The following is a 19,845-nucleotide window of genomic DNA, read 5'->3' as shown; positions in this document are numbered from 1 at the left end:
CTCCCCCTTCTCCTCCTTCTCCTCCTTCTCCTCCTTCTCCGGTTCCGCCAGGCGTTGCGCCACCGCGTCGAGGCCGCCCTCCGCGCGCACCTCCACCAGGTCCGCCAGATTCCAGGCCGCCGCGCCCACCACGCTGAGGCTGCGCGGTCCGCGGCGTTGCACCACACCGCGTACGAGCAGCAGCCAGGAGTGGAAGACGGTGTGCGCGCATCGCTCGTGGGCGTCGTCGAAGAAGGCCAGGTCCACCAGGCCCGTGCCGTCGTCCAGGGTGGTGAAGATGACGCGCTTCCCGGAGCGGATCGGCGGGGTCTGGGTGGCGGCCTTGGCGCCCGCGACCAGGACGGTCGCGCCGTGCTCGGCCTCGCGCAGGCGCCGGGCGCTGAACACGCCCAACTCCTCCAGGAAGGCCCGGTGGTCGCCCATGAGGTGGCGCGAGGAGTCCATGCCGAGGACGCCCAGTTCGGCGCTGAGCCGCTCCGCGTCGTCCAGGTCGGGCAGGCCCGCGGGTGCCGTCCGCCGCCCACCGGCCAGCGGCAGTTGGGCACCGGCCGCACCCCGCGCGCCACGCCGCAGCTCGGCCAGGTGGAGCTGCAGGTCACGGCGGTTGGCGCCGAACGCGTCGAGCGCGCCGACCTGCGCGAGCCGTTGCGCGACCGGCTTGGAGGGCCTGGCGCGCTCCCAGAAGTCGACGAGGGAGGCGTAGGGCTGCCCGTCGGCGATCCGGGTGACCTCGGCCTCGCTGATGCCGTGCACGTCGGAGAGCGCGAGCCGCAGCCCCCACCGGTCCGGAGCCCCCTCAGAACCGGACACCAGTTCGATACGGTGAGCGACCGCGGACCGGTTCACGTCCAGGGGAAGGATCGGCACCCCACGCCGCCGCGCGTCCGCGAGCAGCAGCCGCTTCGGGTACATCCCGGGGTCGTGCGTGAGCAACCCGGCGTAGAACGCGGCCGGGTGATGGGCCTTCAGCCAGGCCGACTGGTAGGTGGGCACGGCGAAGGCGACCGCGTGCGCCTTGCAGAAGCCGTACGAGCCGAAGGCCTCGACGATCTCCCAGGTGCGGCCGATGGTCTCCGCGTCGTACCCCCTGGCCGCCGCGTGCTGCGCGAACCAGAAGCGGATCCGGCCCTGCGACTCGGGGTCGGAGAGCCCGCGCCGCACCCGGTCCGCCTCGTCGCGCCCGCAGCCGGTCATGATGTCCACGATCCGGATGATCTGCTCGTGGAAGACGACGACGCCGTACGTCTCCTTCAGCGGTTCCGTGAGGTCGGGGTGCGGGTAACGGACGGGCGCGCGGCCGTGCCTGGCCTCGATGAAGGGCCGCACCATGTCGGCGGCGACCGGCCCCGGCCGGAACAGCGAGATGTCGACCACCAGGTCGTGGAAGGTCGCGGGCTGCAGCCGCCCGACCAGGTCCCGCTGGCCCGGCGACTCGATCTGGAAGCAGCCCAGCGTCTCGGCGGACTTGATGAGCCGGTACGTCGCCGGGTCACCGGGTGGCACCTGGCGCGGGTCGTCGAGGTCCACGGCGGCGCCCGTGGCCCGCTCGACCTCCGTCACCGCGTGCGCCATCGCCGACTGCATCCGCACGCCGAGCACGTCCAGCTTGAGCAGGCCGAGGTCCTCGACGTCGTCCTTGTCGAACTGCGACATGGGCAGGCCCTCGCCGCTGGTCGGCACCACGGGGGTGCGGGCGAGCAGCGAGGCGTCGGAGAGCAGCACCCCGCACGGGTGCATGGCGACCCCGCGCGGCAGCGCGTCCAACGACTCGACGAGGTCCCACAGGCGGTCGCGGTCGCCCAGCTCCTGTGCGATCTGGCGCAGTTCGGGCAGTTCCGCCATAGCGGAGCGGGCATCACGGGCGCGGATGTGCGGGAAGGCCTTGGCGATCCGGTCGATGTCGGCCGGGTCCATGGACAGGGCGGCGCCCACGTCGCGCACGGCATGGCGGACCCGGTACGTCTCGGGCATGGCGACCGTCGCGACCCGCTCGGTCCCGAAGCGCCCGATGATCGCGCGGTAGACCTCCAGACGGCGGGCCGATTCCACGTCGATGTCGATGTCCGGCAGGACGTGCCGCCGCTTGGACAGGAACCGCTCCATGAGCAGCCCGTGCTCGACGGGGTCGGCGTGCGCGATGCCGATGAGGTGGTTGACCAGGGAGCCGGCGCCCGAGCCGCGCGCCGCGACCCGGATGCCCAGGTCGCGCACGTCGTCGACGACCTGGGCCACCGTCAGGAAGTAGGAGGCGTAGCCGTGGTGGTCGATGATGTCCAGCTCGTGGTGCATCCGCTCCCAGTACGCGCGCCGGGAGTCGTAGCCGCGCAGCACCATGCCCGCCGCGGCCCGCGAGGCGAGGACGCGCTGCGCGGTGCGGCGCCCCGCGCCGACGAGGTGCGGTTCGGGGAACCGTACGGAGCCGATGCCGATGTCGTCCTCGGGGTCGACGAGACACTCGGCGGCGGCCGTCCGGGTCTGTTCGACGAGGCGGTGGGCGGTGTCGCGGCGGAAGCCCGCGGCCTCGACGACGCGTTCGGCGATGCCCAGCATGTCGGCGGCGCCCTTCAGCCACCGCTCGCCACTGTCGAGTTCCTTGGTCGGGTCGACGGGGACGAGGCGGCGGGCGGCGTCGAGGACGTCGGCGACCGGGCCCTGGCCGGGGTCCGCGTAGCGCACGGCGTTGCTCAGGACGGGACGCACGCCCTGCTCGGCGGCGAAGCCGACGGTGCGCGCGGCCAGCCGCAGGGAGCCGGGGCCCGTGCCCTCGCGGCCGTGCCAGACGGACTCCAGGCGCAGCGCGTCGCCGTACCGCTCGCGCCAGGGGGCGAGGAGGCGGGCGGCCCGGTCGGGGCGGCCCGCGGCGAGCGCGCGGCCCACGTCGGAGGCGGGGCCGAGCAGCACGGTCAGGCCCTCCCCGTGGTTCTCCTGCCAGGGCAGGACGGGCTGCCCCGCCGCCGTGCCGTCACGGTGCGCGGCGGTGACCAGGCGGCAGAGCGCGGCCCAGCCGGTGGCTCCGTCCCTGGCGAGGAAGGTGACGCGCGGGGTCGACTCGTCGATGAAGGCACCACCACGCACGGAGGCCCGGCGCCGCTCGCCCTTGGCGGGGGCGGGCTCCCCCACTGCGAGCTCGGCCCCGAACAGCGGCCGCACGCCCGCCCCGGCCGCGGCCTTGGCGAACCGGACGGCGCCCGCGAGGGTGTCCCGGTCGGTGAGCGCGAGGGCGTCCATGCCCCGCTCGGCGGCGCGCTCGGCGAGCCGCTCCGGGTGCGAGGCGCCGTACCGCAGGGAGAACCCGGAGACGGTGTGCAGATGCGTGAAGCCGAGCACACGCACCTCCTGAAACCCTGAACCGATCCGATCTCGCATCCCCCGCCTCCACCATAGACCAGTTTCGAACTCACGTACGACACATACGTTCGATTCACTCGCAAGGCCTGTTCCAGCCATCCGTCACGTCGTCCGTTCGGCCCATCCCACCTGCGCAAACGTCCCGTACACCGGAGCGTGGACCCATGAGGTTCGCCGACGAATTGAAGAGCGCCGTCACCCCGCGAGCAGCCCTGCTCGTCATCGGCGTACTCGCCCTCCAGCTGCTGTTCATCGCCTCCTACGTAGGGGCCCTGCACAACCCGAAACCGACGGACGTGCCCTTCGGAGTCGTCGCCCCAGGTCCCGCGGCCGAGCAGACCGCCGACCGGCTGAAGAAGCTCCCCGGCGACCCGCTCGACCCGCGCGTCCTCAAGGACGAGGCCGCGGCCCGCCACCAGATCATGAACCGCGACATCGACGGCGCCCTGCTCGTCGACCCGCGCGGCACGACCGACACCCTCCTGGTCGCCTCCGGCGGCGGCACCGCCCTCTCCAGGACCCTCACCACGCTCGCCACCGACGTCGACGCGGCCGAGAAGCGCACGGTGAAGACCGTCGACGTGGCCCCCGCATCGGGCCAGGACTTCAACGGACTCTCGTCCTTCTACCTGGTCGTCGGCTGGTGCGTCGGCGGCTACCTGTGCGCGTCGATCCTCGCGATCAGCGCGGGCTCCCGGGCCGCCAACGTGCCGCGCGCGGTCATCAGGCTCGGCACCATGGCGCTCTACTCGATCGTCGGCGGGCTCGGCGGCGCGATCATCATCGGGCCGATCCTCGGCGCCCTGCCCGGCAGCGTCCTCGGCCTGTGGGGCCTCGGCGCCCTGGTGATCTTCGGGGTAGGCGCGATCACGCTCGCCCTGCAGTCGCTCACCGGCATCGTGGGCATCGGCCTGGCCGTCCTGCTCATCGTCATCGCGGGCAACCCGAGCGCGGGCGGCGCCTTCCCGCTGCCGATGCTGCCGCCCTTCTGGGAGGCGATCGGGCCCTGGCTGCCGCCGGGCGCCGGCACCTGGGTGGCCCGCTCCATCGCGTACTTCGAGGGGAACTCGGTCACCCGGCCGCTGCTGGTCCTCTCCGCCTGGGCGGTCCTCGGCGTCGTCGTCACCCTCGCCCTGTCCGCCCGGACCAGGAACAAGGGCAACAGCGGCTCGATCGACCTGACCGCCAGCGGATTCGGCAAAGGCATCGCGTGAACTTTCCGCACCGCACGGGCCCCGCCGCCCAGGCGGTCTCCGTCAAGCGCATGGAGCCCACCGCGCAGGCCCAGCTGGGCCCGCTCGGGCTCACCGGCTTCATCGTCGTCACGATGATCGCCACCGGCATCGACGCGGGCGTCTTCCCCGAGAAGCTCCTGCACTCGGTCGTGCCCCTGGTGGGCTTCTTCATCGGCGGGCTCGCGCAGCTCCTCGCCGGGCTCTTCCAGGCCCAGCGCGGCGACACCTGGCACGCCACGGTCTTCGGCGGCTTCGGGCTCTTCTGGATGGCGAAGTCCCTGATGCTGCTCTGGGTGCTGCCCGGCCTCGACCCGGCGCTGCGCGGCGACACCATGGGCCTGTTCACGCTCCCCTGGGTGTTCGTGGTCTTCGTGCTGTGGATGGCGAGCTTCCGCATCCATCTGGCGCTGCTGCTCACCTTCACCTGCGTGCTCGTCGTCTTCGTGGCGATGACCTGCAACGGCTTCACCGGCGCGGTCGGCTGGAACCGCGTCGCGGGCTGGTTCGGACTCGGCGCCAGCGCCGGGGCGCTCTATCTGCTCGCGGGACAGGTGATGGCCTCCACCTGGGGCCGCCCGGTCCTGCCGATGGGCCGCTTCCTCGCGCCCGACGCGCCGGACGCCGTGCCCGAGACCTGATCGGGCCGCTCCCCGAGGGGGATTGTCAGACCCGGATGCGAAGCTGAAACGCATGATCCGCACACTCGCCGTCGAGAACTACCGCTCCCTGCGCAAACTGATCGTCCCGCTGGACCGGCTGAACGTGATCACGGGCGCGAACGGCACGGGCAAGTCCAGCCTGTACCGCGCCCTGCGCCTGCTCGCCGACTCCGCGGCGGGCGGCGCGGTCGCCGCCCTGGCCCGCGAGGGCGGCCTGCCGTCCGTGATGTGGGCGGGTGAGCGGAAGGCGGAACCGGCCGCCCTGCGCCTGGGCTTCGCGGGCGACGAGTTCGGGTACGCGGTGGACTTCGGCATCCCCCAGTCCAGCGGCGCGGGCCCCGGCGGCGCCCCCTCCATGTTCGCCCTGGACCCCGAGATCAAGCGCGAGTCCACCTGGGCCGGGCCCGTCCTGCGGCCCGCCGCGCTGCTCTGCGACCGCGCGGGCCCCGCGGTGCGCACCCGCACGGCCGACGGCGGCTGGCACCGCTCCCAGGGCATCCGTCCGTACGACAGCATGCTCAGCCAGTTCGCCGACCCGCAGCTGGCCCCCGACCTGATCGGGCTGCGCGAGCAGATCCACTCCTGGCGGTTCTACGACCACGTGCGCACCGACGCCGACGCGCCCGCCCGCGCCGCCCGCATCGGCACCCGCACCCCCGTCCTCGGCCACGACGGCGCGGACCTCGCGGCCGCCCTGCAGACCATCCGCGAGATCGGCGACGACGAGGCGCTCGACGAAGCGGTGGCGGACGCCTTCCCCGGCAGCAGCGTCCGAGTCGTCGACAACGGAGGGCGGTTCGAGCTCCAGCTGCACCAGCGCGGACTCCTGCGCCCGCTCGGCCCCGCCGAGCTGTCCGACGGCACCCTGCGCTATCTGCTGTGGACGGCCGCGCTGCTCACCCCGCGCCCGCCGTCCCTCCTCGTCCTGAACGAGCCGGAGACGAGCCTGCACCCCGACCTCCTGCGCCCCCTGGCCGACCTGATCCTCACGGCGTCGAAGGACACCCAGATCGTCCTGGTGACCCATGCCGACCCGCTCGCCGAGGCGGTGGCCAAGGGGGCGGCCCGCCATCGCGTCGACGTCAACTCCATAGAACTGCTCAAGGAGTCGGGCCGGACGACGGTGGCGGGCCGCGAAAGCCTCTTGGACGAACCGCTGTGGTACTGGCCGAAACGCTGAGAGGGGCCGCCCGGTCAAGGGCGGCCCCTTCAGGGGCGCGGGGAACTGCGCGACCAGCCACACACGACGCGGTCGGCGACGAGGATCAGAGACCCTCCCCGTTCCTGTTCCCGTAGTACGCCTGACGCATCAGCTGCTGCATCTCATCGATCATCGGCATACGGGGGTTGGCGGGCGCGCACTGATCGGCGTACGCGTTCATCGCCTGCTGCGGCAGAGCCTCCATGAAGGCCGCCTCGTCGACACCCTCCTCCTGGAAGGACGCGGGAATCCCGCACTTGGCGCGCAGCTCCTCCACCGCACGGGCATAGGACTCCACTCCCTCCCCGGGCGTCGCCGCGGCGAGGCCCAGCATCCGGGCGATCTCCTGGAAGCGCTCCGGCGCCCGGTAGACCTCGGCCTTCGGCCAGGGCGTCGCCTTGCCGGACACCGTGCCGTTGTGCCGGATGACGTGCGGCAGGAGCAGCGCGTTGGTGCGGCCGTGGGCGACGTGGAACGTGTTGCCGAGGGTGTGCGCCATGGCGTGCACCAGGCCGAGGAAGGCGTTGGCGAAAGCCATGCCCGCGACCGTCGAGGCGTTGTGCATCTTCTCGCGCGCCTCGGGGTCCGCCGCCCCGTTCACGACGCACCGCTCCAGGTTCTCGAAGATGAGCTTGATCGACTGGAGGCAGAGCCCGTCGGTGTAGTCGTTCGCGTAGGCCGAGACGTACGCCTCGGTGGCGTGGGTCAGCGCGTCGAAGCCGGAGTCGGCGGTGACGGTCGCGGGGAGCCGCATCGGCAGGACGGGATCGACGATCGCGACGTTCGGGGTGAGCGCGTAGTCGGCGAGGGGGTACTTCTGGGCGGCCTCCGGGTCGGAGATGACCGCGAACGGGGTGACCTCCGAGCCGGTGCCCGACGTGGTCGGAACGGCCACCAGCTGTGCCTTCGCACCGAGTCCGGGGAACTTGAACGCCCGCTTGCGGATGTCGAAGAACTTCTCCTTGGTGTCCGCGAACTCCACCTCCGGGTGCTCGTACATGAGCCACATGATCTTGGCCGCGTCCATCGGTGAGCCGCCGCCGAGGGCGATGATCGTGTCCGGTCCGAAGTCCCGCATCTGCGCGGCTCCGGCCCGCACGGTGGAGAGCTCCGGGTTGGGCTCCACGTTATCGATGACCTGGACGGTGACGGCCGACGGGCGGGCCGCGAGGATGTCGGTCACACGGGCGACGAAGCCGAGGTCCGACATGGTCTTGTCGGTGACGATCGAGACCCGCTCGATGCCGTCCATCTCGCCGAGGTAGCGCAGCGCGTTGCGCTCGAAGTAGATCTTCGGCGGGACCTTGAACCACTGCATGTTGTTGTTGCGCCGTCCGATCCGCTTGATGTTGACCAGGTTGACCGCCGAGACGTTGTTGGACACCGAGTTGTGTCCGTACGAACCGCAGCCGAGGGTGAGCGAGGGCAGGAAGGAGTTGTAGACGTCTCCGATGCCGCCGAAGGTGGAGGGCGCGTTGACGATGACGCGGACCGCCTTGACGCGCCTGCCGAACTCCTCGGCCAGCTCCTCGTCCTCGGTGTGGATGGCGGCGCTGTGCCCGAGTCCGTGGAACTCGACCATCCGAGCGGAGAGTTCGAGGCCGTGCTCGGTGGTGTCGGCCTTCAGGAGGGCCAGGACCGGGGAGAGCTTCTCGCGGGTGAGCGGCTCGCCCTCGCCGACCTCGGCGCACTCGGCCACGATGACCGACGTGCCCTCGGGGACCTCGAACCCGGCCTGTTCGGCGATCCACCGCGGGGACCTGCCGACGACGGCCGCGTTCAGCTTGGCGCCCGAGCAGTTGTTGGCGAAGGCGGTCGTGCCGAAGACGAACTCCTCCAGCTTGGTCTTCTCGGCCGCCGTGACGACGTACGCGCCGAGCCGTTCGAACTCCGCGAGCCCCTCGTCGTAGATCTCCGCGTCGAGGATGGCGGCCTGCTCGGAGGCGCAGATCATGCCGTTGTCGAAGGCCTTGGAGAGCACGATGTCGTGCACGGCCCGCCGCAGTTTGCCGCTCCGGGTGACGTACGCGGGCACGTTGCCCGCGCCGACACCGAGCGCGGGCTTGCCGCAGGAGTAGGCGGCCTTCACCATCGCGTTGCCGCCGGTGGCGAGGATCGTGGAGATGCCCTCGTGGTGCATGAGGAGGCCGGTGGCCTCCATCGAGGGCTCCTCGACCCACTGCACGCAGTCCTCGGGCGCGCCCGCCTCGACCGCCGCGTCCCGCACGATCCGCGCGGCCTCGGCGGAGCAGCGCTGGGCGCTCGGGTGGAAGGCGAAGACGATCGGGTTGCGGGTCTTGAGGGCGATGAGCGCCTTGAAGATCGTGGTGGAGGTCGGGTTGGTGACCGGGGTCATCGCGCAGACGACGCCCACCGGTTCGGCGATCTCGGTGACGCCGTTCAGGTCGTCGCGGGAGACGACGCCCGCGGTCTTCAGGCCGCGCAGCGAGTTGACGACGTGCTCGCAGGCGAAGAGGTTCTTGACGGCCTTGTCCTCGAACAGGCCGCGGCCGGTCTCCTCGACCGCGAGCCGCGCGAGCTCCCCGTGCTGGCTCAACGCGGCGAGGGAGGCCTTCTTGACGATGTGGTCGACCTGCTCCTGGTCGTACGACGCGAACCGGTCGAGCGCCGCGAGCGCCCTCCCGACCAGTCCGTCCACCATCTCCTTGGCCTGCATGGCGGGCACTCCTTCGTTGAGACCTTTTCGCTACGCCTCCAATTCCACACCTGTACGCCTCCACCAAGGCGCCGAAAAGGGCCTCACCCTCCGGGCAGAAGGTCCTTTCCGGGGATCGGACCCACCTGACAAACCAGCTCTGAGCTGCATGAACTCCAAGAGGCTTTGGACCCTTGAGCGCTTGTGAAAGTTTTCACAAGAAATCCGGAAAAAGCCCCGCCCCCACTTTCGCGGGGGCGGGGCGTCAAGCGTTCCGCAGACTCAGCCGATTTCCGCACCGTAGGCCGAAAGGGCCTCCGGAACCGGCTGGAAGAAGGTCTCGCCACCGGACGAGCAGTCGCCGCTGCCGCCCGAGGTGAGACCGAGCGCGGTGTCACCGGCGAAGAGCGCGCCGCCGCTGTCGCCGGGCTCGGCGCAGACCGTGGTCTGGATCAGACCGTCGACCTGGCCCTCCTGATAGTTGACCGTGGCGTCGAGCGCGGTGACGTCACCGTCGTGGACCTGGGTGGTGCTGCCGCTGCGCGTCACCTTCTGGCCGACCGTGGCGTCCCCGGCCTTGCTGATCGCCTGGGTGCCGCCGTAGAGGTTCACCTCGCTCGGGTGCGGGGTGTCCGCCGTGTACTTCACGATGGCGTAGTCGTTGCCCGGGAAGCTGGACTCCTCGGTGGCGCCGATCTCTTGGCCGCCCTGCGAGTCGGACCAGCTCTTGACCGCGTTGCCGCAGTGCCCGGCCGTCAGGAAGTACGGCTGGCCGCCCTTGACGACGTTGAAGCCGAGCGAGCAGCGCGAGCCACTCCCCCAGATCGCGTCGCCGCCGGCGATGAAGGCCTTGTACTCGCCCTTGCTGTGCTTGAGTTCGGCCTTGCCGCCGAGGCTCTTCACGATCGAGTCGACCTTGTCGAGCTTCGCGCCCTTGACCGTGCGGTCGGCCGTGACGACGACCTTGTTGGTGGTCGGGTCCATCGCCCACGAGGTCCCGGGCACGGCCGCCTTGTCATCGAGCGTCGCACGGGCGCTCTTCAGCTCGGCGAGGGAGTTCTCGACGATTCTGGCCTTGCCGCCCGCCGACTCGACGGCGTCCGCCGCGCTCTCGTTCAACACGTTCACGACGAGGGTCTTGGCCTTCGCGTCGTAGTACGTGCCCGCGGCGTCCGCGCCGAGATCCTTGCCCAGGGACGAGGCGAGCTTTCCGGCCTTCGCCACGGAGAGGGTGTCGGGGGTGGGGGTGGGGGAGTTCTCGCTCGCGTTCGCAGTCTGGAAGGTGACTCCCGCGGCGACCAGCGCGGCGATGCCCGCGCCTGCCACGGCGGCACGCCGCTTGGGTATGCGTCGGTGCTTCAAGGCTCACGACCTCCTGTGGGGGGATCGACCCGTCCGGCGTGGGGGCCTGACGGGCCGCGAGGGCTTACGCGGCACGGAATTGCCACGCTGAAGTAGCCGCGTCCATGCCAAATTGGCCTCGCTAACTATCCCGATGCATTCCGGTGGCACACAAGGTCTACTTCAGGTCGCGCGCACGACGACTCCCGCGCGCCCCGCGCGAGTCGAGTGAGCCAGGTCACGCCACGTCGGTTCCCGTTGCAAACACCCCGCGCAAGGAACGATCGCCAGCCTGTAAGGTCTAGTCCTGTCCGGATTTCGACCCTTCGGGCGGCCCCAGCTCTCCGACTTCCGCGTCCGGCGCTCCGGAATCCGGCAGCTTCACGCGCTCCGCACGCGCCACTGAGGGCGCCTCCGCGTGGTTCCCCTGCGCCTGTGTCTGCGACTGCGGCTGTGTCTGCGCCTGCGGCGGCAGGGCCTGCTGGGCCCGCTCCAGGAAGCGGAGGAGCTCCACCGGGAAGGGCAGGACGAGGGTGGAGTTCTTCTCGGCCGCGACGGCCACCACGGTCTGCAGCAGCCGGAGTTGAAGCGCCGCGGGCTCCTCGGACATCTCGTGGGCGGCCTCGGCGAGCTTCTTGGAGGCCTGCAGTTCGGCGTCGGCGTTGATGACGCGGGCGCGCCGCTCGCGGTCGGCCTCGGCCTGGCGGGCCATGGACCGCTTCATGGTCTCGGGCAGCGACACGTCCTTGATCTCGACGCGGTCGATCTGCACGCCCCACCCGATCGCCGGGGAGTCGATCATCAACTCCAGGCCCTGGTTGAGCTTCTCGCGGTTGGACAGCAGGTCGTCCAGATTGCTCTTGCCGATGATGGAGCGCAGCGACGTCTGCGCCATCTGCGAGACCGCGAAGCGGTAGTCCTCGACCTCCACGACCGCCTCGGCGGCGTCCACGACCTTGAAGTAGATGACGGCGTCGACGCGCACCGTGACGTTGTCGCGCGTGATGCCGTCCTGGGCGGGCACCGGCATCGTCACGATCTGCATGTTGACCCTGTGGAGCCGGTCCACCATGGGCACGATCATGGTGAATCCCGGTCCGCGCACGGAGCGTTGGAGCTTTCCGAGGCGCAGCACCACACCGCGCTCGTACTGTTTGATGACGCGCGCCGCCGCCATCGCGTAGACCGCTCCGACCGACCCGAGGGTCAGCCCCACCGCCACCAGCTCCTCGACCATGCCGGCCCCCCAGGGTCCGAATTGGGCGTGTTGCGCGCTCTCTTCGAAGGTAGCTCGCACCCCGGGCAAGAGCGAGCCCCCGCCCGGTGTCCGGACGGGGGCCTGTGTCGGTGGCTGTCGGTGGCGGCCGCGTCGGCGGCCGCCGTGCCGGTGGCCGCGGTCAGTAGACGCTGACGTTGTACGCGCGCAGCGCCTCGGTGACCGGCTGGAAGAACGTGGTGCCGCCCGACGAGCAGTTGCCGCTGCCGCCGGAGGTCAGGCCGAGGGCCGTGGAGCCCGAGTACAGCGGGCCGCCGCTGTCGCCCGGCTCGGCACAGACCGTGGTCTTGATCATGCCGTAGACGACGTCGCCCCCGCCGTAGTTCACGGTCTGGTTGAGGGCGGTGACGCGGCCGCTGTGCGTGCCGGTCGTGGAACCGCGCCGGGTGACGTTCTGTCCGACGGTGGCGTCGGCGGCGCGGGTGATGTCCTGGCTGCCCACGGTGCCGGACTTGGTGACGGAGGTGTTCGTGTACTTCACGATGCCGTAGTCGTTGGTCGGGAAGCTGGAGCCCGACGTGGTGCCGAGCACGGTGGTCTTCGCCGAGTTGGACCACCAGGTGGTCGCCCCGTCGGTGCAGTGACCGGCGGTCAGGAAGTAGTAGGTGCTGCCGTTGCGCACGTTGAAGCCGAGCGAACAGCGCCAGCTGCTCGCGTAGATGGCGTCGCCACCGGAGATGTACTTCTGGAACTTGCCCGGCGTGCGCTCGATCTTCAGTGCGTCGGCATTGGACCCTGCCGCGTCCTTGAGCTCGGCGATCTCGGCCTTGGAGACCGTGCTGTCGGCGGTCACGACGATCCGGTCGGTCTTCGGGTCGACGCCCCAGGCGGTGCCCGCGACATCGGCGCCGAGGAGGGCGTCACTGGCCTGTTCCAGCTGTGCCGCGCTGAACGCCGCCGCGCCGTCCTGTGCGGTGGCCGCGGGCACGGCCAGAGCTCCGGCGGCCACGAGTCCGGTGGCCACGGCCAGCAGACGGGTGTGTCTCGATATGCCACTGGGGGAAGTGGTGCGCTTGATCCTCACGTTTGTTCCTCCCGAGGGAAGTCAGTGGGTCCTTGTGGGTTGAGGACCCGTGAGGCGCAGCCAAAGAGACAGCCCGGATTCCGGATACGCCGTGCTCCTGACAAGCGCTGCTCGGGAGTATTGAGGGGCGGGGACGAGCCGCACAAGGGCGCCTTTCGGCCGTCGACCGATTCATGTCGGCCAGCCCCGGTGGGTCGTACCTGTCGTACGCCACCGGGGCTCGCGGCACCCGCCGGGCGCGCCGGCGCCCGTTCGAGTGCTCTGACGTCTCAGCGGTCGCGAAGGTTCCGCTCACCCGCCGCGATCTCGCTGAGCAGGGTGTTGCCGGGCGGCGGGAAGGGGCAGATGAAGTGGTCGGCGAAGGCGCACGGGGGCAGCAGCGCACGGTTGAAGTCGACGGTGGTGCGGCCGTCGGCCTCGGGCGCGGCGGGCCGCAGGAAGCGGAAGCGATAGCTGGAGAGCCCGCTGGAGGCGTCCGCGAAGACCGCCCACAGCGATCCGTCGGCCTCGACGCTCACCTGGAGGGTGTGCTCGACTCCCCCGAGCCGGAAGGAGAGTTCACCGCCGAGTCCGAGCCCGCGCTCCTTGCCGTCCGCGTTGCCGACCGTGACGGTGCGGTCCTCGCCGTACGGGGTGAAGCGCCCCGGCACGACCCAGCGGGGGTCGTACGCGGTGGCCTCGATGCCTCGGAAGACACGACGCGCGGCGGCGTCCGGGTCGAAGTCGCGCACCGCCCACAGGCCCTCGCGCCGGAAGACGACGAGACGCCGCCCGCCGAGCGCGACGCGGGCGTCGGCGACCGGGCCGCTGTCGGCGCCGAGGCGGACCTTCCCGGTCAGGGGCTGTCCGTCCACGGTGAGGCCCTCGTCGGGGGTCGCGGTCAGGAGGACCGCGTCGGGCGTGTCCACCCAGTGCCCGGGGATACCCGGAAGGTGTCCCTCCGGGTAATCGGCGAGCCAGTGCGTGCCGGTGAGGGCGAGCGGCCCGTAGGGGGCCGACACCGTCTCCGTCCGCTGCTCGTGCCAGTGCTTCCAGTCCTGTACGGCGTCCGTCATAGTGATCAACCCTTCCACACCGGCTCGCGCAGCCCGAGGTGGGAACGGAGTGTCGTGCCCTCGTAGTCCGTGCGGTACGCGCCGCGCTCCTGCAGCAGCGGCACCACCTTGTCGACGAAGTCGTCGAGCCCGCCGGGGGTGAGGTGCGGCACGAGGATGAAGCCGTCGGCGGCGTCGGTGCGCACGGACTCCGTCAGGTCGGCGGCGACCTGGTCCGGGGTGCCGATGAAGGACTGGCGGGCCGTGGTCTCGATGACGGTCTGGCGGATGGAGAGCCCCTTGGCCTCGGACAGCGCCCGCCATCTGTCGGCGACGGCGAGCGGGTCGGCGATCTTCACCCGGCCCTGGACGAGCTGCGACTGCGGATCCGGGTCGATGTCGGGCAGCGGTCCGTCCGGGTCGTACGCGGAGAGGTCCACGCCCCAGACCTGCTCCAGGGCGAGGATCGCGTTCTGCGGGGAGACCTGCGCGCGGCGGATCTCGGTGGCCTTCTCCTGTGCCTCGGCGGCGGTGTCGCCGAGGACGAAGGTGACCCCGGGCATGATCTTCAGGTCGTCGGCGGAGCGCCCGTACTTGGCGAGGCGGCCCTTCACGTCGGCGTAGAACTCCCGACCGGCCTCCGGTGTGCCGTGTCGCGTGAAGATGACGTCGGCGGCGGACGCGGCGAACTCCCGCCCCTCCGGCGAGTCGCCCGCCTGGATCACGACGGGGTGGCCCTGCGGGGAGCGCGCCACGGGGAACTCGCCCTCGATCGAGAAGTGCCGCCCCCGGTGCGCGAAGGGGCGGGGCCTGCCCTCCGGCGACCAGGAGTCCCACAGCTCGCGGGCCGTCGCCAGGAACTCGGCGGCGCGGGTGTAGCGGTCGGCGCGGTCGAGGTAGCCGCCGCGCCGGAAGTTCTCGCCGGTGAACGCGTCCGAGGTGGTGACCACGTTCCAGGCGGCGCGGCCGGCGCTCAGGTGGTCGAGCGAGGCGAACCTGCGGGCCAGCTCGAAGGGTTCGTTGAAGGTGGCGTTGACGGTGCCCGCGAGGCCGAGCCGCTCGGTGACGGCGGCGAGCGCGGTCAGGACGGTGAGCGACTCGGGCCGCCCGACGACGTCCAGGTCGTGGATCCGCCCCTTGTGCTCGCGCAGCCGGAGCCCTTCGGCGAGGAAGAAGAAGTCGAAGAGGCCGCGCTCGGCGGTGCGGGCGAGCGCGGCGAAGGACGAGAAGTCGATGTGCGAGCGGGACCTGGGGTCGGACCAGACGGTGGTGTTGTTGACCCCGGGGAAGTGGGCGGCCAGGTGGATCTGCTTGGTTCGCTGTGTCATGCGGACTCCCCCGTGAGCGCGGCGTATCGGTTGACGGGCCGGGCGAGCCCCAGGTGTTCGCGGAGCGTGCTGCCCGGATAGAAGGTGCGGAACAGGCCGCGGTGCTGGAGCAGCGCGACGGTGCCGTTCACGAGCCGCTCCAGGTCACGGCGCGGCTCGGCGGGCGTGAGGTGGAAGCCGTCGACGGCGCCCGCGCGGTGCCAGTCGGCGATCAGCTCCGCCAGGTCGACGGGCCCGCCGCGGTAGGCGGGGCCCTCCGCGGTGGGCAGCGGACCGCCGCCGTGCCCCGGCTCCGCGGCGTGCTCGCCGCCGCCGAGGTCGACGTCGAGGGCGGCGAACACCAGGAGGGTCCGCGGGTCGCGCCCGAACCGGGCCGCCAGGCCGCGCAGTTCGGCCCGGGCGACCGCGGCCCGTTCGGCGGACGCGGCGCGCACGAGGGCGACGTCCGCATGCCGGGCGGCGGTCTCGCGGGCCTGCGGCGCGGTCGCGTCGACGACCCGCACCGGGTGGCCCTGGGGCGGCCGGGGCACGATGGAGGGCCCGCGCACCGAGAACGAGCGGCCCTCGAAGTCGGTGTAGTGCAGCTTGTCCCGGTCGATGAAGCGGCCGGTCGCCACGTCCCGTATCTCCGCGTCGTCCTCCCAGCTGTCCCACAGCCGGGCGGCGACGTCGGCGACCTCACCGGCCTCCTGCCACAGCGCCTCGCGCGGCGCGGCACGGCGCCGCCCGAAGAGCCTGGCCTCGGCCTCGGTCGTCGACACGTCGAGCGTCCAGCCGGCCCGCCCGTGGCTGACCCAGTCCAGGGTCGCCACGGCGGCCTGCACGTGGAACGGCTCGGTGTGCGTGGTCGTGACGGTCGGCACGAGTCCGATGCGTCCGGTGCGGGGCGCGATCCTCGCGGCCACGGCGAGCGCGTCGGGCCCGGAGCGCGCGAAGGAGTCCCCGAGCGTCACGAAGTCCAGTGCCCCGCGCTCGGCGAGCAGCGCCGACTCGGCGTAGGAGTCGGCCGCGTAGGCGTCGGGGGCGCCGGTCCTGTCGATGGCGACGGCGAGGTGGAGCGGGCCGGGGCCGGTCGCCGCGGCTGGGGTGGTGTGCGAGGCAGTCATGCGAAGGCTCCTAGAGGACCTTGGAGAGGAAGGCGCGCGTGCGGTCGTGGCGCGGCCTGTCGAGTACGTCGGCGGGGGCGCCCTGTTCGACGACGCGGCCGTCGTCCATGAAGACGACGGTGTCGGCCACCTCGCGGGCGAAGCCGATCTCGTGGGTGACGACGATCATCGTGGTGCCCTGCCGGGCGAGGTCCTTGATGACATCGAGGACCTCGCCGACCAGTTCGGGGTCGAGGGCCGAGGTCGGCTCGTCGAACAAAAGCAGCTTCGGCTCCAGGGCGAGCGCGCGGGCGATGGCGACGCGCTGCTGCTGTCCGCCGGAGAGCTGCTCGGGGTGGGCGTCGGCCTTGTCGGCGAGGCCGACGCGTGCCAGGAGCTCGCGCGCGGCCCGCTCGGCGGCGGCACGCGGCCGCTTGAGCGCGGAGACGGGCGCCTCGACGATGTTCTCCAGCACGGTCAGGTGCGGGAAGAGGTTGAAGTTCTGGAAGACGAAGCCGATCCGGGTGCGCTGCTTGAGCACGTCGCGTTCGCGCAGCTCGTACAGCTTGTCGCCGGAGCGCCGGTATCCGATGAGGGAGCCGTCGACGGCGACCCGTCCCGCGTCGACCTTCTCCAGGTGGTTGATGGTGCGCAGGAGGGTGGACTTGCCGGATCCGGACGGGCCGAGGACGACGGTCACCTCGCCCCTGCCGACCCGCAGGTCGACCCCCTTCAGCACATGGAGGGAGCCGAAGGACTTGTGCACGGCACGGACTTCGACCATGGGGGCATCAGGGGCGTCAGGGGTATCAAGGGCTTCACTGGACAGGGGCATGGGCTCGTCGGGTTCCTCGGGTCGTGGCGGTGCGCAGGAAGTCGAGTACGGCGCGTGCGGTGGCGTCGTTCTGCCGGAAGGTGGGGCTGTTGGTGCGCGGCCGGGTGAACGCTCCGGCGCCGCGCGCGTCGGTGTGCGGGCCGAGCGCGAAGCGGCGCGGATGCGGCACGCCCGCCCGGTCGAGCACCCGTCCGTCGGCCGGGTCGACGGCGAGGAGCCCGGCGGCGGTCGAGGCGGCGCCCTCGGCATGCAGGGCGCGCAGCAGCGGGTCGCGGGTGCGGGCGAGGGTGGGCTGCGGCAGCCGCGCCTCGACGAGCGCGCGGGCCTCGGTGACGTGTCCCGGCAGGGTGGGGCTGTGGGCCCTGAACACGCCGTCCTCGGCGGTGACCCGGACGTCCGCGCCGAGGAACCGCACGACTCCGGCGCGGGAGAGCGCGAGCAGCTGGCGCAGCCGGGGGCCGGGCGGCCCGGACGCGAGGTAGCTGAAGAAGCCGTGCCACCAGGTGCCCACGTCGCCGAGCCGCACCAGTTGCCCGTACACGGAGAGCAGCCCGAGGAAGACGGCCAGGTCGGGGCTGTGTCCGGGGTCGTGCCGACGCGCGAGGTCGTCGGCGATGTGGCCGCGCAGCCCGTCCTGCAGCGCCGCGTACGAGGTGTGGCGCACCCCGGCCAGGGGGTGGTCGAGGGCCGTCAGGTCGAGCCGGTCGGCGGGGTCGGGCACGGCGGAGGCGACGAGGGCGTCCAGTTCGGGGCTGCCGGGAGCGCAGGCCGCGTACTTCTCGTCGAAGTCCGTCCAGGCGGTCCGGGTGCGCTCGGGGTGCCCGGTGAACAGGCGGTGGTAGTGGGCGAAGCCGAGCTCCTTCTCGACGAGCGGCCAGACGTCCCGCCGGAAGTCGAACCCCGCGGGCCGCGCGAGGAGTTCATCGATCTCCTCCGGCCCCAAGTAGCGGGGCAGTGGCGGCCGTTCGCCCGCCCAGTCGTAGCCGATCTTCGAGTGGTAGGGGACGCCGCGCCGCGAGCCGACGTACAGGACGGGCTCGCGGCCCGAGGGGTGGTACGTGTCCCCTACGTGCCGCCCGCCGCGGCCCTCGGTGAGCAGCACCATCAGGTCGACGAAGGCGAGGCCGAAGCCGCGCACGATGACGGGCTCGCCGGGCGCCAGCCGGGACAGATCGCTGTCGGCGGTGAAGTCGGGCGGCAGGTGCACGAGCCCCGCACGCTCGGCGTACGCGGCCAACTCGGCCTGTTCCCGGTCGAGTTCGGCGTCCAGATGGCCCATGGCCAGGATGACGAGGTCGGCGGCGAGGGGCTTCTCGACGCCCTCGACGACCACCTCCTGGCGGGAGCCGCGGGCACCGGTGACGCGCAGCGCCCTGCGCCGGTGGTGGTGGACGACGACGCCCTCGGGCAGGGCGGCGACGGCCTTCTCGTACACCCAGCGCAGGTAGGCGCTCTGCTCACGGCGGCCGAGGAAGGACCGCCCGTCGTGGCCGGTCCACTCGTGCAGGGCGGGGCCCGGCAGGACGGGACCCGTCACCTCCACCGTGGCGTCGGTGAACATCGTCACGTCCTGGGCCTGCGAGTTCATCCAGAGCAGCGGCGACTGGTCGTGGCGCCAGATGCGGCCGCCGCCCGGCGGGTAGGGGTCGACGAGGTGGATGTCGAGCCCCGAACCGTCGTACAGCTCGGGGGCGTTCGCGGCGATCCGCTCCAGGATGCCGGTGCCGCGCGGGCCCGCCCCGACGATCACCAGGGAGCGCCTCACCGGGCACGCTCCGAACCCCGCGCGTAGTGCCGCTCGACGTAGTACTGGCCGACGCTGAGCACCGAGGTCACCACGACGTACCAGATGGTGGCGACCATGAGCAGCGGGATGACCTGGTAGGTGCGGTGATAGACCAGCTGCACGGAGTAGAGCAGGTCCTGCACGGCGATGACCGAGACGATCGAGGTGCCCTTGAGGGTGCCGATCAACATGTTCCCGGCCGGCGGGACGATGGACCGCATGGCCTGCGGCAGGATGATCCGCCGCCACCTGCGCCACCGCCCGAGGCCGAGGGACTGCGCGGCCTCGGTCTGCCCGCGGCCCACGGAGAGGATCCCGCCGCGCACCACTTCGGCGGCGTACGCGGCCTCGTGCAGGGTGAGCCCGATGACGGCGATGGTGACCGGGCCGAGCAGGTTCACCGTCTTCACGCCGAACAGCTGCGGGTACAGCGCCCCGATGTTGAACCAGAACAGCAGCTGCACCAGGATCGGCATCGACCTGAAGAACCAGACGTATCCCCAGCTCACCGCCCGCAGAACGGGGTTGGCGGAGAGCCTGCCCAGGGCGAGGAGCGTGCCGAGGGCAAAGCCGAGCGCCATGACGAGGGCGGTCAGCCAGAGCGTGAGCCCGAGGCCGCGCAGCACGGACGCCGAGGTGAAGTAGTCGGCGACGACGTCCCACTGGAACGCCTCGTTGCGTACGACGGAGTTGACGACCAGCGCGAGCAGGACCAGGACGGCGACGGCCGCCGTCCACTGGCCCGCGCGGGGCCGGGGCACGATGCGCGGCTCGTCGGAGGGTTCGGGGGGATCCCGGGGCTCGGGAGCGGTTGCCACTTTGGCGAGGGTGTCGGAAGACATGCGGAAGGCTCCGTGGATACAGAAGATCGAACACGGGTGATGCCTTCACACGGACCGAGCCCCTCAGCACGATCCGTCCCGAGATTACGGTGCCCCTCACACGCACTGTCAAGGCTGTCCAGGATGTGAGCCTTACGTCTCACGGCAGTTGACGCGGAAACGGATGCCTGCTCCACTTGGCCCATGCATCCGCAG

14 protein-coding genes are annotated in these 19,845 nt (G+C 71.6%); 3 read left to right on the top strand and 11 right to left on the bottom strand.

Annotated elements, in window-relative coordinates; all coding sequences use genetic code 11:
- On the bottom strand, positions 1-3,327 hold a 3,327-nt coding region (locus AOK03_RS04635), incomplete at its 3' end, for a DNA polymerase III subunit alpha (RefSeq protein WP_055563856.1).
- 185 nt (positions 3,328-3,512) lie between these two features.
- Here AOK03_RS04635 and AOK03_RS04630 point away from each other — a divergent pair.
- From AOK03_RS04630 to AOK03_RS04620, 3 genes are read left to right on the top strand one after another with little or no spacing between them, the layout of a single operon-like run.
- Complete coding sequence (locus tag AOK03_RS04630) at positions 3,513-4,562, top strand: hypothetical protein (protein WP_055563855.1); 1,050 nt, start codon at positions 3,513-3,515, stop codon at positions 4,560-4,562.
- Positions 4,559-5,221: an acetate uptake transporter gene (locus AOK03_RS04625; protein WP_055563854.1), complete on the top strand. Its 663-nt coding sequence runs from the start codon at positions 4,559-4,561 to the stop codon at positions 5,219-5,221. Before AOK03_RS04630 ends, AOK03_RS04625 begins: the two co-directional genes overlap by 4 nt.
- A gap of 52 nt (positions 5,222-5,273) precedes the next feature.
- A complete protein-coding gene (locus AOK03_RS04620) occupies positions 5,274-6,422 on the top strand; it encodes an AAA family ATPase (RefSeq protein WP_055563853.1) in 1,149 nt (382 codons plus the stop codon).
- An 85-nt stretch (positions 6,423-6,507) separates the two neighbouring features.
- On the opposite strand, the gene adhE is transcribed toward AOK03_RS04620, so the two are convergent.
- The 10 genes from adhE to AOK03_RS04570 form a co-directional block, all read right to left on the bottom strand.
- Positions 6,508-9,120 (bottom strand): bifunctional acetaldehyde-CoA/alcohol dehydrogenase, encoded by a 2,613-nt coding sequence (adhE, locus tag AOK03_RS04615; protein ID WP_055563852.1) that lies wholly within the window; start codon positions 9,118-9,120, stop codon positions 6,508-6,510.
- A 261-nt stretch (positions 9,121-9,381) separates the two neighbouring features.
- The gene (locus tag AOK03_RS04610) at positions 9,382-10,461 is read right to left on the bottom strand and encodes a S1 family peptidase (protein WP_055563851.1); all 1,080 of its coding nucleotides are present in this window, start codon (positions 10,459-10,461) and stop codon (positions 9,382-9,384) included.
- A gap of 280 nt (positions 10,462-10,741) precedes the next feature.
- The gene (locus tag AOK03_RS04605; RefSeq protein ID WP_055563850.1) at positions 10,742-11,677 is read right to left on the bottom strand and encodes a slipin family protein; all 936 of its coding nucleotides are present in this window, start codon (positions 11,675-11,677) and stop codon (positions 10,742-10,744) included.
- Between the two features lie 160 nt (positions 11,678-11,837).
- Positions 11,838-12,740: a S1 family peptidase gene (locus tag AOK03_RS04600; protein WP_055563849.1), complete on the bottom strand. Its 903-nt coding sequence runs from the start codon at positions 12,738-12,740 to the stop codon at positions 11,838-11,840.
- A 269-nt stretch (positions 12,741-13,009) separates the two neighbouring features.
- On the bottom strand, positions 13,010-13,795 hold the full coding sequence (locus AOK03_RS04595) for a DUF1684 domain-containing protein (RefSeq protein ID WP_055563848.1): 786 nt from the start codon (positions 13,793-13,795) through the stop codon (positions 13,010-13,012).
- Positions 13,796-13,800: 5 nt separating this feature from the next.
- A complete protein-coding gene (locus AOK03_RS04590) occupies positions 13,801-15,102 on the bottom strand; it encodes an NtaA/DmoA family FMN-dependent monooxygenase (protein ID WP_055563847.1) in 1,302 nt (433 codons plus the stop codon).
- The gene (locus AOK03_RS04585; RefSeq protein ID WP_055563846.1) at positions 15,099-16,208 is read right to left on the bottom strand and encodes an LLM class flavin-dependent oxidoreductase; all 1,110 of its coding nucleotides are present in this window, start codon (positions 16,206-16,208) and stop codon (positions 15,099-15,101) included. The genes AOK03_RS04590 and AOK03_RS04585 overlap by 4 nt, the downstream gene beginning before the upstream one ends.
- A gap of 10 nt (positions 16,209-16,218) precedes the next feature.
- Positions 16,219-16,971: an amino acid ABC transporter ATP-binding protein gene (locus AOK03_RS04580; RefSeq protein WP_107097920.1), complete on the bottom strand. Its 753-nt coding sequence runs from the start codon at positions 16,969-16,971 to the stop codon at positions 16,219-16,221.
- A gap of 34 nt (positions 16,972-17,005) precedes the next feature.
- Positions 17,006-18,787: an FAD/NAD(P)-binding protein gene (locus AOK03_RS04575; RefSeq protein ID WP_055563844.1), complete on the bottom strand. Its 1,782-nt coding sequence runs from the start codon at positions 18,785-18,787 to the stop codon at positions 17,006-17,008.
- Positions 18,784-19,650 carry an amino acid ABC transporter permease gene (locus tag AOK03_RS04570; RefSeq protein ID WP_055563843.1) on the bottom strand — a complete coding sequence of 289 codons (867 nt, stop codon included), beginning with the start codon at positions 19,648-19,650 and terminating at the stop codon, positions 18,784-18,786. The genes AOK03_RS04575 and AOK03_RS04570 overlap by 4 nt, the downstream gene beginning before the upstream one ends.
- Positions 19,651-19,845: the final 195 nt, after the last annotated feature.

Source organism: Streptomyces atriruber, assembly GCF_001418325.1.
GTDB lineage: Bacteria > Actinomycetota > Actinomycetes > Streptomycetales > Streptomycetaceae > Streptomyces > Streptomyces atriruber.
The sequence above is the reverse complement of the archived record's forward strand: the minus strand, read 5'-3'. Positions and strand labels throughout refer to the sequence as shown.

What these genes read in the sequence shown, in the direction of transcription:
- AOK03_RS04570 (WP_055563843.1), bottom strand. Translation starts at nt 19,650, where the DNA reads ATGTCTTCCGACACCCTCGCCAAAGTGGCAACCGCTCCCGAGCCCCGG.
- AOK03_RS04595 (WP_055563848.1), bottom strand. Translation starts at nt 13,795, where the DNA reads ATGACGGACGCCGTACAGGACTGGAAGCACTGGCACGAGCAGCGGACG.
- AOK03_RS04590 (WP_055563847.1), bottom strand. Translation starts at nt 15,102, where the DNA reads ATGACACAGCGAACCAAGCAGATCCACCTGGCCGCCCACTTCCCCGGG.
- AOK03_RS04580 (WP_107097920.1), bottom strand. Translation starts at nt 16,971, where the DNA reads ATGGTCGAAGTCCGTGCCGTGCACAAGTCCTTCGGCTCCCTCCATGTG.
- AOK03_RS04605 (WP_055563850.1), bottom strand. Translation starts at nt 11,677, where the DNA reads ATGGTCGAGGAGCTGGTGGCGGTGGGGCTGACCCTCGGGTCGGTCGGA.
- adhE (WP_055563852.1), bottom strand. Translation starts at nt 9,120, where the DNA reads ATGCAGGCCAAGGAGATGGTGGACGGACTGGTCGGGAGGGCGCTCGCG.
- AOK03_RS04630 (WP_055563855.1), top strand. Translation starts at nt 3,513, where the DNA reads ATGAGGTTCGCCGACGAATTGAAGAGCGCCGTCACCCCGCGAGCAGCC.
- AOK03_RS04585 (WP_055563846.1), bottom strand. Translation starts at nt 16,208, where the DNA reads ATGACTGCCTCGCACACCACCCCAGCCGCGGCGACCGGCCCCGGCCCG.
- AOK03_RS04620 (WP_055563853.1), top strand. Translation starts at nt 5,274, where the DNA reads ATGATCCGCACACTCGCCGTCGAGAACTACCGCTCCCTGCGCAAACTG.